The sequence below is a fragment of the Roseiarcus sp. genome (assembly GCF_049514155.1).
GTDB lineage: Bacteria > Pseudomonadota > Alphaproteobacteria > Rhizobiales > Beijerinckiaceae > Roseiarcus.
In genome coordinates this window covers 1-13,952 of sequence record NZ_JBEKVH010000016.1, presented here as the reverse complement: position 1 = coordinate 13,952, position 13,952 = coordinate 1, and the positions used below count along the sequence as shown (strand labels likewise).

General features: G+C 64.0%; 13 protein-coding genes. 10 read left to right on the top strand and 3 right to left on the bottom strand.

Annotation, left to right across the window (positions count from 1 at the left end; all coding sequences use genetic code 11):
• Window positions 1-118: 118 nt before the first annotated feature.
• The gene (locus ABSF49_RS03940; RefSeq protein WP_424111356.1) at window positions 119-1,126 is read right to left on the bottom strand and encodes an ABC transporter substrate-binding protein; all 1,008 of its coding nucleotides are present in this window, start codon (window positions 1,124-1,126) and stop codon (window positions 119-121) included.
• A gap of 235 nt (window positions 1,127-1,361) precedes the next feature.
• Here ABSF49_RS03940 and ABSF49_RS03935 point away from each other — a divergent pair, with 235 nt between their 5' ends.
• Window positions 1,362-2,189, top strand: a complete 828-nt coding sequence (locus tag ABSF49_RS03935) for a phosphogluconate dehydrogenase C-terminal domain-containing protein (protein ID WP_424111330.1) — start codon at window positions 1,362-1,364, stop codon at window positions 2,187-2,189.
• A gap of 207 nt (window positions 2,190-2,396) precedes the next feature.
• Window positions 2,397-4,331, top strand: a complete 1,935-nt coding sequence (gene apnL, locus ABSF49_RS03930; RefSeq protein WP_424111329.1) for a D-apionate lactonase — start codon at window positions 2,397-2,399, stop codon at window positions 4,329-4,331.
• A 5-nt stretch (window positions 4,332-4,336) separates the two neighbouring features.
• Here apnL and ABSF49_RS03925 read toward each other — a convergent pair whose 3' ends face one another.
• Entirely contained in the window at window positions 4,337-5,059 is a 723-nt protein-coding gene (locus ABSF49_RS03925) for a transcriptional regulator NanR (RefSeq protein ID WP_424111328.1), read from the bottom strand.
• A gap of 217 nt (window positions 5,060-5,276) precedes the next feature.
• On the opposite strand from ABSF49_RS03925, the gene oiaX reads away from it, so the two are divergent.
• The 8 genes from oiaX to ABSF49_RS03885 all read left to right on the top strand — a co-directional run bounded on the left by oiaX (window position 5,277) and on the right by ABSF49_RS03885 (window position 13,689).
• A complete protein-coding gene (gene oiaX / locus ABSF49_RS03920) occupies window positions 5,277-6,551 on the top strand; it encodes a 3-oxo-isoapionate-4-phosphate decarboxylase OiaX (protein WP_424111327.1) in 1,275 nt (424 codons plus the stop codon).
• Window positions 6,544-7,329, top strand: coding sequence for a triose-phosphate isomerase (gene tpiA, locus ABSF49_RS03915; RefSeq protein WP_424111326.1), 786 nt, complete (start codon window positions 6,544-6,546; stop codon window positions 7,327-7,329). The genes oiaX and tpiA overlap by 8 nt, the downstream gene beginning before the upstream one ends.
• Window positions 7,326-7,775 carry a D-erythrulose-4-phosphate isomerase gene (gene derI, locus ABSF49_RS03910; protein WP_424111325.1) on the top strand — a complete coding sequence of 150 codons (450 nt, stop codon included), beginning with the start codon at window positions 7,326-7,328 and terminating at the stop codon, window positions 7,773-7,775. The genes tpiA and derI overlap by 4 nt, the downstream gene beginning before the upstream one ends.
• Window positions 7,775-9,100: a four-carbon acid sugar kinase family protein gene (locus ABSF49_RS03905; protein ID WP_424111324.1), complete on the top strand. Its 1,326-nt coding sequence runs from the start codon at window positions 7,775-7,777 to the stop codon at window positions 9,098-9,100. The genes derI and ABSF49_RS03905 overlap by 1 nt, the downstream gene beginning before the upstream one ends.
• 144 nt (window positions 9,101-9,244) lie before the next feature.
• Window positions 9,245-10,159, top strand: coding sequence for an SMP-30/gluconolactonase/LRE family protein (locus ABSF49_RS03900; protein ID WP_424111323.1), 915 nt, complete (start codon window positions 9,245-9,247; stop codon window positions 10,157-10,159).
• Between the two features lie 612 nt (window positions 10,160-10,771).
• A complete protein-coding gene (locus ABSF49_RS03895; RefSeq protein ID WP_424111322.1) occupies window positions 10,772-11,581 on the top strand; it encodes a sugar phosphate isomerase/epimerase family protein in 810 nt (269 codons plus the stop codon).
• A 34-nt stretch (window positions 11,582-11,615) separates the two neighbouring features.
• Window positions 11,616-12,458 (top strand): phosphogluconate dehydrogenase C-terminal domain-containing protein, encoded by an 843-nt coding sequence (locus ABSF49_RS03890; protein WP_424111321.1) that lies wholly within the window; start codon window positions 11,616-11,618, stop codon window positions 12,456-12,458.
• 281 nt (window positions 12,459-12,739) lie between these two features.
• Window positions 12,740-13,689 (top strand): IS630 family transposase gene (locus ABSF49_RS03885; protein ID WP_424111320.1). Its coding sequence is split into 2 segments (ribosomal slippage): window positions 12,740-13,079 and window positions 13,079-13,689, totalling 951 coding nucleotides; the frame shifts between segments, so codons are not numbered across the junction.
• A 12-nt stretch (window positions 13,690-13,701) separates the two neighbouring features.
• On the opposite strand, the gene ABSF49_RS03880 is transcribed toward ABSF49_RS03885, so the two are convergent.
• Window positions 13,702-13,952 (bottom strand): sugar-binding domain-containing protein (locus tag ABSF49_RS03880; RefSeq protein ID WP_424111319.1); only part of this gene is annotated, 251 nt, incomplete at its 5' end.

Genomic DNA, 13,952 nt, shown 5'->3' with positions numbered 1-13,952 from the left:
CGCTCGCATCGCCGTCATGGTTTGCGTTGAGACAATGGCCACGCTCCCGCCGGGCGCAGGGAGGGGACGCCCGGCGGGATTCTCCGGCAGCGGCTGTCCGCCGCCAAGAATCATTCGTTCACTTCTTGCCGAGCAGGTTCTTGGCGACCCAATCTTCCGAGTAGGACGGGCTGACGATCATCCCCGACGGCAGGTCGGCGAAGTCCTTGAGATTATCCTGGGTGACCGTCGCCACAGGCATGATCATCAGTTTCGGCGCCTCGGCCCCCTTGACCAAGGCGAGGCTCAGCCAGAAGGCGGCGCCGCCGATGCCCGGCGTCGTATTCATCGAAATCGTCGTATAGCCGCTGGCGCTCTTGGCCACCCACCACTTGATGAAGTCGGTGCTGCCGCCGCCCTCGATGATCGGCGGCTTGTCCTTGTACACGCCGCCAAACTGATCAAACGCCTGCGCGATGCCGAAGTCGTCGCTGCCGCCCTGGCCCAAAACGGCGTCGATATGCGGAAGGCTGGGGAGAACGTTGGCGATGGCGGACTGGGCGACCGACGCCGTAGCCTGTCCATAGACCGTCGCAACGACCTTGATGTCGGGAAATTCCTTGAGCGCGACTTCCTGCGCATTGAACATGTCGTTGTCAGGCGCCGAGCCCTTGACGCCGCGCACCTGGAGGACGTTGCCCTTCCCTCCAAGCTTCTTGAACACCCATTCAGCCTCGTCCTTCTTGTACCCCTTGAAGTCGAAATTGAGCTGGTAGTTGCAGGGGGCGGAGGCGACGGAATCGAATGAGACGACCTTGATGCCCGCCGCGCAGGCCTTTTCGATCACGCCGTTGACGGCGGTTTCGGACGCCGCATCGACGGCGATCGCGTCCACGCCTTTGAGGATCAGCTCCGCAATCTGGCTATTTTGCTGGGCGACCGTCTGGTCGCCGTTCAGAATGACATAGTCCGCGATCTTGCCCGCCGCCTTCGCCTCTTTGGCCGACGCTTCGAAAGCGTCGACCATCTGGTGCCGCCAGGTATTGCCGTAATAGGCATTCGCCAGCGCGATTACCGGCTTGTCCGCCGTCGCCTTCGCCGGCGTGGCGACGATGGCGAGCATCGGGACCGCCGCCAAACCCACCATGATCGCCTTGAGGTTCACTCCCATCGCAATTCCTCCCACGTTTGGTCCGGCGTCACCGGACGGCCGAACTCGCAATCTCATGACATAGATATTGACATGATGCAAGTCATCTCATTATACCACTATGAAGCCGTCGCGGACGACGTCGCAGCGGTCGAGCGGCCCCTGAATGCGTAACGACTGACTCACCATACCAGTCGGGGCGTCGAAGCGGCAATTTGCGGAGAAACAACCAATGGTATCGATCGCACTGTTCGGCGCAGGCGGAAAAATGGGATACCGCCTCGCCAACAATCTGAAGGCCTCGCCCTATCAGGTGCGCCATGTCGAATTGGCGCAGGCCGGCCGTGAGCGGCTGAAGAGCGGCCTCGGCATCGAATGCGTCGACCCGGACGTGGCGATCGCCAATGTCGACGTGGTGGTGCTGGCGGTGCCGGACACGCTGATCGGCAAGATCTCTCATCAGGTCGCGCCGAAGCTCAAGTCGGGCGCCATGGTGATCGCCCTCGATGCGGCCGCGCCTTTCGCCGGCCATCTGCCGGCGCGGGACGACCTGGTCTATTTCGTCACCCATCCCTGCCATCCGTCGATCTTCTTCGACAGCCCGGACGAGACGGCGCGCAACGACCATTTCGGCGGCGTCGCAGCGTCGCAGAGCATCGTCAATTCGCTGATGCAGGGGCCGGAGAGCGCCTATGAGCTCGGCGAAGCGATCGCCCGCGCCATCTGGCGGCCGGTCTTACGCTCCCACCGCGTCACCGTCGATCAAATGGCGTTGCTCGAGCCCGGCCTCTCCGAGACGGTCTGCGCCACGCTGCTCGACGTCATTCGCGAGGCCATGGACGAGGTGGTCGCCCGCGGCGTGCCGGAACTGGCCGCTCGCGACTTCCTGCTTGGCCACATGAACATCCTCGCCTCGGTGATTTTCAAGGAGATTCCCGGTCAGTTCTCGGACGCCTGCAACAAGGCGATCGAGTTCGGAAAGCCGGCGCTGATGCGGCCAGATTGGAAACGCATCTTCGAGCGCGACGAAATCGCCGCCAGCATTCGGCGCATAACCTGAACCAAAGACGCGAAAATCCGCCGGCGGGCGCCGTTGCGTTATGGGCGGCGAACGCATCTTTGGCGCCGATATCGTTGCGATCGTCACGCGGCCACGCGACCGTTGGTCTTGTGGACCCAATCGCCGATGTGGGAACACGATGACCGGGAAAGCGCTCGAACGCTTCCGAGCCGCTTGGGCGTGCGAGACATTGGACGTGAGCTGGCGATGAGCGGGACGGATTCTGACGATCGGATCGCCTGCTTTGGCTCGGCGGAGCCGGCGCCCGAGGCGCTTATTTTGACGGCCGGCGCGCTGACCGTCGAGTTCGTCGCCGGCAATCTGCGGGACATTCGCTTTGATGGCGCCGAAGTGCTGCGCGCCGTCGCCTACGTCGTTCGCGACAAGGATTGGGGTACGTATGCGCCGATCCTCTCGAACCTGCAGACGCATCAGGAAGCGGATTCGTTTCGCGTTTCTTACGACGCGCATTGCTCGGACCCCAACGGAGGCGCTTTAGCGTACGGGGCGACAATCTTCGGACGGTCCGACGGTTCGCTCGCCTTCGACGTCGAGGCGAAACCGGTCGGCGATTTTCAGACCAATCGCTGCGGCTTCTGTATCCTGCATCCCATCGTCGGCGTCGCCGGCTCGCCGGTCGTCATCGAGCATGTGGACGGCTCCCGCGAGCGCACGCTGCTGCCCGATCTCATCGATCCGTGGCAACCCTTCAAGTTCATACGGGCGATTACGCATGGCGTGCGCCCGGGGCTCCAAGCGACGTGCAGGCTGGAGGGCGACGCATTCGAGATGGAGGATCAGCGCAACTGGTCCGACGCTTCCTACAAGACCTACGTGCGGCCGCTTGCGCTGCCTTGGCCTTACATTCTCGCCGACGGGGAATTGCTGAGGCAATCGGCCTCGCTGAGCCTCGACGACGCGTCGCCGGCCGCGCCCAAGCCGACGCGAAGTTCGGTCATTGAAGTGGCGATCGGCGGCGCGATCGGTTCCATGCCGAGCGTCGGCCTGATCGTGACGCCGGAGGAAACCGACGCCGTCCTCGCGCGATTGGATCGGCTCACGGACGTCGGCCCGCAGACCTTGACCTGCCATTTTGATCCGACCGTCGGTCACGGGCGTCGGGCCTTGGCGGGATTTGCCGAGCTCGCCAAGCGCACGAAAGCCAAGATCGCGTTGGAGTGCGTCGTTCCCTGTCGCGACGACGTCGCGGTTGAACTCGCCGAAATCTCCGCGGTGGCGGGCCAGGTCGGACTCCGCCCCGCCGCGATTTCCGTCAGTCCGTCGGTTGACCGCCAGTCGACGCCTCCAGGCAGCGTTTGGCCGGAATGTCCGCCGTTGGAGGACGTCTACGCGGCCGCACGTTCCGCGTTCCCCGGGGTGCGCTTGGGCGGCGGCAGCTTCAGTTACTTCACCGAGTTGAATCGAAAACGTCCGCCAGTCGATCTTCTCGATTTCGTCACCCACGCCACCTGCCCCATCGTCCATGCGGCGGACGATCGAAGCGTAATGCAGACCCTCGAAACGCTGCCGTTCATCACGCGCTCGGCTCGCGCCTTCATCGGCGAGCAAAAGCCGTACCGAATCGGACCGTCCACGATCGCGATGCGGCAGAATCCGTACGGGTCTCGCACGTTCGACAATCCCCTGGGAAAACGAATAACGATGGCGAACGCGGACCCCAGGCATAGCGGTCTCTTCGGCGCCGCCTGGACGCTCGGTTACGCCGCTCGAACGGCGGAGGCAAAGCTGGAAGCGCTTACGCAAGCGGCTCTGACCGGTCCGTTTGGCCTTCTCGGCGACAACGACGCGGTCTGGCCGATCTTCCACGTCATTCGCGCGCTCGCGGCGATGGCGGGTCGCGAGCGACATTCGGTGCGTTGCGACCATCCCGAGTCCGTTCAAGGCGTCGCGGTCGAGGGTCCAATTGGCGGCGCGAGCGTCTGGCTCGCCAATCTCACCGGCCACGCGTTGGCCGTCCGAATCAGCGGCGCGCTCGACGGTGGCGCGCTATCGCTGCGGAGCCTCGACGCGACAAGTTGGCGCGCCGCTGCGATGGGCGATGCGCCGGTCGCGCGGGATTTGGGCGGCGGGACTCTTTCGCTTGCGCCCTTCGCGGTCGTTCAGGTCGAGGAGAGCCGGTGACTCGATCAGCCGGCGCCGGCGGTTTGATGGACGAAGAGCGCGGCGGAGCGCTCGAGGTGTTTGACCATCGCGTGTTCGGCGGCGTCCGGATCGCCTGAGGCCACGAATTTCACAATTTCTTCATGTTCGACAAGGGTCAGATTTTCTCTGCCGGTCCAGATCAACATTTCCGTGCGATATTCCTTGAGCCAGCCCAGCATCGCTTCGCTGACCGCTTCGAACAGCGGATTGCCGGTGATCGCGGCAATCTGAGTGTGGAACCGCATATCGGCGGCGATGAACGCGTCCGGGTGGCCCAAATGCGCACGTTGAAGAGCGAGCGTTTCGCTGAGCTTCGCGATGTCGGCGGCGGAAGCTTTGGTGGCCGCTTCGCGCACCATGCCGCGCTCGAAGAAACGCCGCGCCTGTTTGAGGTGTTCGAGGGAGGCCGGCGAGGACGACAACATCACCTGCGCGGCGGCGTCCACTTGTTGGAAGATCGACTTCGCGGTCGGCTGACGCACCTTGGCGCGTTCGCCATGGGAAATCGTCAGCAGTCCCATATTGCTGAGTTGCTGCATCGCTTCTCGGATCGCCGGGCGGCCAACGCCGAAGCGCTCCATCAGACTGCGCTCGGACGGCATGGCGTCGCCCGGGAGCAACTCCCCGCTGGTGATCAACATTTTCAGCCTGTCGAACACTTCGTCCGACAACTTGCGGCGAAGAATTGGATCAGAAACTAGCGTCATGAGCAGGGTCTCACGGAGGGTGGGGGCTCACCGAATCGCGCCGTTTGGCAAAAATCATACATAGGGATTGCTCAGCATGTCATCATGAGCCCACGAGGCGTGTGACGCAATTTCGGTTGCACGAACTCATCAGATGAGATAGTCATCATACCTCATTCGCGCAAGTCTTCAATCCACTCGAGATCGCGACAAAGAGGCAAACGGGACGCCCGACGACATGTCTCAGTCCGTCATTCGAATGACCTATCGAATTGAAACGTCTGGCGACGTGGCGGCGCTCGCGACAAAGATCGCCAGCGACCAATCGACTGGCACTTTCGTCCCGACGCCGGGAGAAACCCCGGAGCTGAAAGCCCGCGTTGGCGCACGGGTTGTCGAAGTGCGAAAGCTCGAATCCGTCCCGACGCCGTCCTTCCCCGAGACAAATCCGAGCCGCGGCGGCCCCTATTGGCGCGGAGAGGCGGACATCGAGTTTCCGCTGGAGGCCGTCGGAACGGATCTCGCCGCGCTGATGACGATCGCCATCAGCGGCGTGTTCTCGATCAAGGGATTGAGCGGCATCCGGATCGTCGACATGAAGTTGCCGCCGGAATACGCGCAGGCCCATCCGGGCCCGCAATTCGGCATCGCGGGAAGTCGCGCGCTAACCGGCGTCAAAGAACGGCCGATCATCGGTACGATCGTGAAGCCCTCGCTCGGGCTGCGCCCGCACGAGACCGCCGAGATGGTTCGGGATTTGGCGGCCGCCGACGTCGATTTCATCAAGGACGACGAAAAGCTGATGAGCCCCGCCTATTCGAGCCTGGCGGATCGGGTGAAGGCGATCATGCCGATCCTTCTCGATCGAGAGCAGAAGACCGGGAAGAAGGTGATGTACGCCTTCGGGATTTCCCACGCAGACCCCGAAGTCATGCAGCGAAATCACGATATCGTCGCCGACGCCGGCGGGAACGCAGCCGTCGTCAACATCAATTCCATCGGCTTCGGCGGATTTTCTTTCTTGCGCAAGCGGTCGCGCCTTGTCCTGCATGCCCACCGCAATGGTTGGGACATCCTGACGCGTCACCCTGGGCTTGGCCTGGATTTTCGAGTTTATCAGCAATTCTGGCGACTCCTGGGCGTCGACCAGTTCCAAATCAACGGCATCGGCGCGAAATACTGGGAGCCTGACGACTCCTTCGTGCGGTCGTTCCACGCCCTTCAGGCGCCGCTGTTCTCGCCGAGCGATCGACCGCTGCCGGTGTCCGGATCCGGCCAATGGGGCGGTCAGGCGCCGGAGACGTACGCACAGACTGGCCGCACACAGGATCTCCTGTATCTTTGCGGCGGCGGCGTCGTCAGCCATCCTGGCGGCCCCGCCTCCGGCGTGCGCGCCGTCAGACAAGCGTGGGAGGCGGCGGTCGCGGGCATTCCGCTCGAGATCTACGCCCGCGATCATCATGAACTTGCGCAGTCCATCGCCAAGTTCGGCAAGGTCAAGAAGAATGCGTAGGCTCATCGCCGGAACGGGCTGGAAAATGAACATCGGCGCGACCCAAGCGGCTCGTTACGCGGCGCAGTTGGCGCCGCTCGTCGCCGCTCTCGGCGACGCGATCGAGATGTTCGTTCTTCCGCCATTCACTTCGCTGCCCGCCGCAAAGCAGGCCTTCTCGTCTTTCGCCGTCGGCATCGGCGCACAGAACATGCACTGGGAGGCGTCGGGAGCTTGGACTGGCGAGATCTCCGCGCCGATGTTGGTCGAAGCCGGCTGTCGTTACGTCGAGCTCGCGCATTCCGAACGCCTCGAGCATTTCGGCGAGACCTACGACCTGGTTCGACGAAAGCTCAACGCCGCAGTGGCGTCGGGTCTGACGCCGATCCTCTGCCTGGGCGAGACGGCCGAAGACAAGCGTCGGGCCGTCGCCGACGACATTCTCAATGAACAAATGTCTTTGGCGCTTCGCGACCAACCGCCTGAGCGGATTCCGACGGTCATTCTCGCTTACGAGCCGCGCTGGGCGATCGGCGCGGCGGCCGCGGCGGCGCCCGATTACGCCGCCGAGCGGCATCGCGGTCTGCGCAAGGCGGTGAGCGATCGCTTTGGCGCCGAAGCGGCGGCGGAGGTTCGCATCATTTACGGCGGGTCGGTGACGCCGGGCAACGGCGAAGCGTTGATGGCGCACGCCGACATCGACGGCCTTTTCGTCGGTCGCGCGGCTTGGTCGGCTGAAGGCTTCGCAGACATTGCGGCAATCGTCGCCCGCGCGGCAATTCAGAGGAAGAAGCAATGAAGATTGTGATTGCCGCCGATGGCGCAGGCAAACCGCTGCTCGACGTCATCGCTGCGCATTTGGCCGGAAGACCGAACTTGGAGGTCACTGACCTGAGCCGGCCGGGATACTACGCCGATATCGCCGACCGCGCGGCGATCGCCGTCGCCAAGGGCGCGTATGAAAGAGGCGTTCTGTTCTGCGGCACTGGCATCGGCATGTCCATTTCCGCCAACAAGGTCCCGGGCGTCAGAGCCGCTTTGACCCACGACACCTATTCGGCGGAACGCGCCGCCAAATCGAACAACGCACAGATCATCACGATGGGCGCCAGGGTGATCGGACCCGAACTTGCCAAGGCCATCGTCGACGCTTGGCTTGCTTCGGCCTTTGACCCCAAGGGTCCATCGGCCCGCAATGTCGAAGCCATCGACAAGCTCGGCGAAAAGTACGCGAAGCCGGTTTGATGCCCGAGTTGTTGCTGTCCTTTTATGGCGACGACCTGACCGGATCCACCGACGTCATGGAGGCGTTGGCGCTGCGGGGCGTGGCGACAGTTCTTTTCACGCAACAGCCGACTCGAGCGCAACGAGAGAAGTTCAGCGACGTTCGCGCAATCGGGCTCGCCGGTTCGAGCCGCAGCGAGACGCTGGCCTGGATGGACGAACATCTGGCGCCGGCGTTCGCCTGGTTGAAAACCCTGGGCGCGACCGTTTGCCACTACAAGGTTTGCTCCACGTTTGATTCCAGTCCGACGATCGGCAGCATCGGCCGCGCGATCGACATTGGTCAGGCGGTCTTCCGGCAGGCCAATATCCCGCTCGTTGTCGGCGCGCCTCAATTGAAGCGATACACGGCTTTCGGCAATCTGTTTGCGGTCTATCAGGGAAGCAACTACCGAATTGACCGGCACCCCGTTATGGCGCGCCATCCTGTAACCCCGATGAACGAGGCCGACCTTCGCATTCATCTCGGCCAACAGACCGACAAATCCATCGAAATCGTCGACTTGGCGATGCTTGCGGCGGACGACGTCGACAAACGGGTTGACGCCATTTTCGCGCAGGGCGCTCAGATCGTGCTTTTCGATGTCGCCGACTTGGCGACGCAGAACAATGTGGGTCGGCAGCTCGATCGCCTGCGCTCGCCTCGAGGGGTCTTCGCCGTCGGATCTTCCGGAGTCGAATACGCCCTCCTGAGCGAGTGGACCCGAACCGGCCTGATAAGCGGCGTTTCCCGCTTTGCCGAGCCAGGCCCGGTTGACCGCATCGCGGTCGTGTCCGGAAGCTGCTCGTCGACCACCGCGCGGCAAATCCGCCACGCCGAGGCCCACGGATTCGAAGCCTTCGCAGTCGACCCCAAGCGACTTGCATCTGGAGAATCGGCGCCGATCGACGAAGCGATCGAACACGGGCTCGAGCGACTAGCCCAAGGGCGAAGCGTCATCTGCCACTCGGCTCTCGGCCCAGAGAGCGATGTCGGCTTTCCGTTGGAAGGCGATGGCTCGCGTCACGCCATTGGCCGCGCGCTCGGCCAAATCGAATGCGCGCTCATCGAGAGAGCCGGCCTGCGTAGAGCGGTTATCGCCGGCGGCGACACGTCTAGCCACGCATTGCGCCAGCTTGGCGTATACGCATTGACGACGCGTCTGCCCCTGCCGACGACGCCGGGCTCGCCCCTATGCCTCGCCCACTGCGACGACGACGCGTTCGAAGGGCTGGAAATCGCGTTGAAAGGCGGCCAGATCGGAGCGGACGACTATTTCACCAAGATGAGGCTCGGAAAGGTCTGAGGCGAAACGCGTGGACTTGTTTATGCGCCGTCGCGGCCCGCAGATGCGCGCTGCGAGGCGCGAGGCCTCTCTTGACCCGGTGAAGGTTGGACGTCGAAGCGGGTCGACGCGCCGGGCTCAAGAACAACAACCGGAGAATTGTCGATGCCTGCTGATTGTTTTGAGGTCTTCGACGATCGCTTCCGTAGGCTGTTTGTGGCGGCGGCGGAGATCGAGAAACTCTACACAGGTTGCAGGTGGGCGGAGGGGCCCGCGTATTTTCCTGCGGCGCGTTCGCTCGTCTGGTCCGATATCCCAAACGACCGAATGCTGCGATTGGACGAATGCAGCGGCGCGGTTTCGGTGTTTCGCCGACCGGCGGGGTACGCGAACGGCAACACCGTGGATCGAGCGGGACGGCTCGTCACCTGCGAACAGGGGAGGCGCCGCGTTTCCCGCACGGAATTCGACGGCGCCGTGTCGACTCTCGCCGACAGCTACCGGGGCGGCCGTCTCAACAGCCCCAACGACGTCGTCGTGAAATCGGACGGCGGCATCTGGTTCACCGACCCCACTTATGGAATCGATTCGGACTACGAGGGCCATCGCGGGCAAAGCGAACAGGCCGGAAATTTCGTCTTTCGGATCGACCCGGCCGGCAAGGCATTGACCGTCGTCGCCGACGACTTCATTCAGCCCAACGGCATCGCCTTCTCACCGGACGAGCAAATTCTTTACGTCGTCGACTCTGGGCGCACCGACCGTCCCGACGGCCCCGCCCACATCCGCAGCTTCAGGGTCGGCGAGTCCGGCGAGCTGAAGGAGCGCGGCGTATTCGCGGTGTGCTCAGTCGGCATTTTCGACGGATTGCGGGTCGACCTCGACGGCCGAATCTGGACGAGCGCTGGCGACGGCGTGCATTGCTATCACTCGGACGGCGCGCTGTTGGGCAAGATTCGCATTGCCGAGGTCGTGGGGAACGTCTGCTTCGGCGGCGAAAAGCGAAACTATCTCTATATTTGTGGAACCACGAGCCTCTACGGCGTCCGATTGCCGGTCAATGGCGCGAAGACGTTCTAGCGTCTTGTCGGGTCGGACTTCCGCGTACGCCACGTCGCTCAGCCGTGTCCGGCCTGCAAATCGGGCGGCGGCGCAGGACCGAGACCCAGTCCATTGCGTGGGTTCGCATCGTCTTGTCGTCGCCCTGGATCGCGATTGCCGCGCGGCGGTTTCCCTTGCTTCCTGACGCTTCGCAAGTCCAAGCCGTAACAGCTCGGTCGTCGTCAACCCCGCCGTGCTGCGTCAGAACGAAGCCGATGCGCGCGCTTATCGGCGCGTGCGACGGCGGCTGGCTTGAACTGGCGCCCGCGAGATTGGCGTTCCGGCTTCGCGGCTTGCCCAGCAACGCATCGCGCCGCGCCGCTGACGCCGATCGGCGCCGACTTGCGAACCGATCGACAGTGATTCCGGCCTTTCGCAGGCCGACTCCCGCTTCTGCGCCCCGCCGCCGACGCCGGGACGAATCCGATTTGAACTACTGGTATAATGATATAATATGCACCATGTTGATTTGGGCGATCTTGGTCGTCGGCGTGATGTCGCTCGCGGCGGACTCGGGCGCGCGGCGCGTCCGGTCGACTCCGGCGGCCAACCGAACGCATCGCGGGCGGAGTCGTTGAAAGGGAAATCGGCATGCGCCTCGGGATTAGTTCCTACACTTACGGCTGGGCGGTTGGCGCTGGGGACGATCGGCCGGCGGACGCGATAACGGCGACGGGCCTGATCGACCAAGCCGTGCGCATGGGCGTCGGCGTTCTGCAGATAGCCGACAACCTGCCGGAGTCCACCTACGCGCCGGCGAGCGTCGCGGAGATCGCCCGGCGCGCGCGGCAGTCCGGCGTCGCGATCGAGTTGGGCGCGCGCGGCAGCGCGCCCGACCATCTGCGTCGCTTCATCGCGCTCGCGCGTCAGGTCGGCTCTCCCATTCTGCGCATCGTCACCGACAAGGGGAGCGACGAGCCGTCGGAGGCCGAGATCGTCGAGCGGCTGGCCGCAGTCGGCGAGGATTGCCGGGCGGCCGGCGTCGTCATCGCCATCGAGAACCATGACCGGCTGAAGTCCGTCGCGCTCGCCCGCATCGTCGCCCAGTTCCCGACCCACGCCGGGATCTGCCTCGATACGGTCAATTCCTTTGGCGCGCTGGAAGGGCCCGAGGTGGTGGTGGAGACGCTCGGCCCATACGCCGTCAACCTGCATCTGAAAGACTTCGCCGTGGTCCGCTATCCCTCAATGTTCGGCTTCCGCATTGAGGGCCGGCCGGCCGGCGCCGGAATGCTGAACATTCCGTGGCTGCTTGGCCGGCTCGCGGCGTTCGGGCGCGACTGCAACGCGATCATCGAGCTGTGGCCGCTACAGGAGGCCACGCGAGCGGAGTCGATCCGCAAGGAGGCCGAATGGGCCGAGGCCAGCGTGCGCGCGCTGCGCCGCTGGATCCCCGCTTGACGACGGAAGTTCGCAGTAAGGAAGGAAGAACGACATGACAACGATTGCGTTGATGGGCGCGGGCGGCAAGATGGGCTTGCGTCTTGCCGCCAATCTCAGCCGTACCGGCTATACGATGCGGCACGTCGAGATCAGCGACAAGGGTCAGGCCCTGCTGGCCCAGCGCGGCATTGCCCACGTGCTGCCCTGGCAAGAGGCGGTCAGCGGCGCGGACGTGGTGATCCTTGCTCTTCCCGACACACGCATTGGCGAGGTTGCACACGAGATCGCGCCGCGCCTGGCCGCGGGAACGCTGGTGATGATTCTGGACGCAGCGGCGCCCTACGCCGGCGAACTGCCCCAGCGTCGGGACTTGAGTTACTTCATCACCCACCCCTGCCATCCGCCGCTGTTCAATGACGAGGTGACGCAGGCGGCCAAGGAGGACTTCTTCGGCGGGATCAGCGCGAAGCAGAACATCGTCTGCGCGTTGATGCAGGGGCCAGAAGAGCATTATGCGCTTGGCGAGGCCATTGCGCGGGCGATGTACGCGCCGGTGATGCGCTCGCATCGCTGCTCGCTCAAGGCGATGGCCGTTCTGGAGCCGGCGCTGTCGGAAACCGTCGGCGCCACCTGCGTAGCGTTCATGCGCGAGGCGCTGGACGAGGCGGTGCGGCGCGGCGCGCCGCCCGAGGCGGCGCGCGATTTCATGCTCGGGCACATGCAGATCGAGATCGCCATCCTGTTCAACCTGTTCAAGGAAGGCGTGTTCTCGGACGGCGCCAAGCGGGCGATCGAAAAGGCGAAGGCCAAGCTGTTCCAGCCCGACTGGAAGCGGGTGTTCGACGACGACGAACTGATGGCTTCGGTGAAAGACATTACGCATCCGCAAGCCTAGGTCACGATGCCCGCCGAGGCGGGTTCCCGTTGAATCGGCCCGCCTCGAAGCTGCGCGTGGGGCGTCGCGGTTGTGGCGGCTCCGCTCGGCGGGTCGGCAAGCGGTTGGGCCGGCTTGCCCGGTCCCGACGATTCTGACGGAATCCTCGACCTCGTTCGCGGCGGCTCCCGGCCGAGCGCAACCCGTCCGTAGCGCAGCCTGTCTCTAATTTGAATCGCGCCGGGATTCCCGAGTCGGCGGCGTTCTGATTCAACCTGCTGGCTGGGCGGAGGCCAGCCAGGATGCCTCGAGCTTACTCACAGGACTTGCGCGACTGGGTGATCGACGCGGTCGTCGTGGAAGGGATGAGCCGGAGGGCTGCGAGGGGCCGGTTTGGCGTCAGCGAGGCGATCGCCATCAAGTGGCTGGAGCGCTTTGAGCGCAGCGGCTCTCGCGCGGCCCGCAAAATGGGCGGTTACCTGCGGCCGAAATTGGAGGCGCAGCGAGAGTTTCTGGCGGCGCTGCGCGCCGAGAAGCCCGACATCACGCTGCAAGCGCTGTGCGACCCGCTGCCGGCCGAGCGCGGGGTCAAGGCCGACACCTCGATGATGAGCCGCTTCTTGCGCCGCGAAGGCGTCACGCTCAAAAAAAGACGCTCATCGCGCGCGAGCAGGATCGCCCGGACACAAGCCGCCACCGGGCGCGCTGGCGCAATTACCAGAAGCGCATCGCGCCTTCGCGCCGGGTCTTCATCGACGAGACCTGGACCAAGACCAACATGACGCGCCTCCACGGCTGGGCGCCGCGCGGCGAGCGGCTGGTCGCCAAAGTCCCGCACGGCCATTGGAAGACCACGACCTTCCTCGCCGCCCTGCGCAACGACCGCATCGACGCGCCGTGTCTGTTCGATGGCCCCATCAACGGCGAGCGTTTCCTCGCCTATGTCGAGCAGTTCCTCGTCCCGACCCTCAAGCCAGGCGATATCGTCGTCCTCGACAATTTGGGCTCCCACAAAGGAAAAGCGGTGCGAAAGGCGATCCGAGAAGCCGGCGCCCGGCTCGTCTTCCTGCCCAAATACTCGCCTGACCTCAACCCGATCGAGCAGGTGTTCGCCAAACTCAAAACGCTTCTGCGAAAAGCCGCCGCGCGAACCCTTGACGCCGTCTCCGACGCCGTCGCCCAAATCCTCGCGACATACTCCCACGCCGAATGCGCCAACTATCTCAAAAGCGCAGGCTATGCGTATGCCTAAATGCAGAATGCTCTAGCGCGAAGCGCCTGCCTTCTTGCGCGGCGTGTCTTTGAGCAACGCTTTCGCGGTGAACTCGTCGGTGATCAGAACGGTCGGGCGCAAGAGTTTGAATGCGCCGACCATCGCCGCGACTTTGTTGGCCCCGCCCGCAACAAGAATCCGGGCCGGCACCGCCGAGATCGTGCTCACCGGGATCGACATCGTTCGTTTGTTGAGCGAGTGATCGACAAGCTTGCCGTCGATATCGAAGAAGTTGAACAGCA

Excerpts from the sequence above, each read along its gene's own strand:
- ABSF49_RS03925 (WP_424111328.1), bottom strand. The coding sequence starts at position 5,059 with ATGACGCTAGTTTCTGATCCAATTCTTCGCCGCAAGTTGTCGGACGAA.
- apnL (WP_424111329.1), top strand. The coding sequence starts at position 2,397 with ATGAGCGGGACGGATTCTGACGATCGGATCGCCTGCTTTGGCTCGGCG.
- ABSF49_RS03895 (WP_424111322.1), top strand. The coding sequence starts at position 10,772 with ATGCGCCTCGGGATTAGTTCCTACACTTACGGCTGGGCGGTTGGCGCT.
- ABSF49_RS03935 (WP_424111330.1), top strand. The coding sequence starts at position 1,362 with ATGGTATCGATCGCACTGTTCGGCGCAGGCGGAAAAATGGGATACCGC.
- oiaX (WP_424111327.1), top strand. The coding sequence starts at position 5,277 with ATGTCTCAGTCCGTCATTCGAATGACCTATCGAATTGAAACGTCTGGC.
- ABSF49_RS03890 (WP_424111321.1), top strand. The coding sequence starts at position 11,616 with ATGACAACGATTGCGTTGATGGGCGCGGGCGGCAAGATGGGCTTGCGT.
- ABSF49_RS03905 (WP_424111324.1), top strand. The coding sequence starts at position 7,775 with ATGCCCGAGTTGTTGCTGTCCTTTTATGGCGACGACCTGACCGGATCC.
- tpiA (WP_424111326.1), top strand. The coding sequence starts at position 6,544 with ATGCGTAGGCTCATCGCCGGAACGGGCTGGAAAATGAACATCGGCGCG.
- ABSF49_RS03900 (WP_424111323.1), top strand. The coding sequence starts at position 9,245 with ATGCCTGCTGATTGTTTTGAGGTCTTCGACGATCGCTTCCGTAGGCTG.
- derI (WP_424111325.1), top strand. The coding sequence starts at position 7,326 with ATGAAGATTGTGATTGCCGCCGATGGCGCAGGCAAACCGCTGCTCGAC.
- ABSF49_RS03940 (WP_424111356.1), bottom strand. The coding sequence starts at position 1,126 with ATGGTGGGTTTGGCGGCGGTCCCGATGCTCGCCATCGTCGCCACGCCG.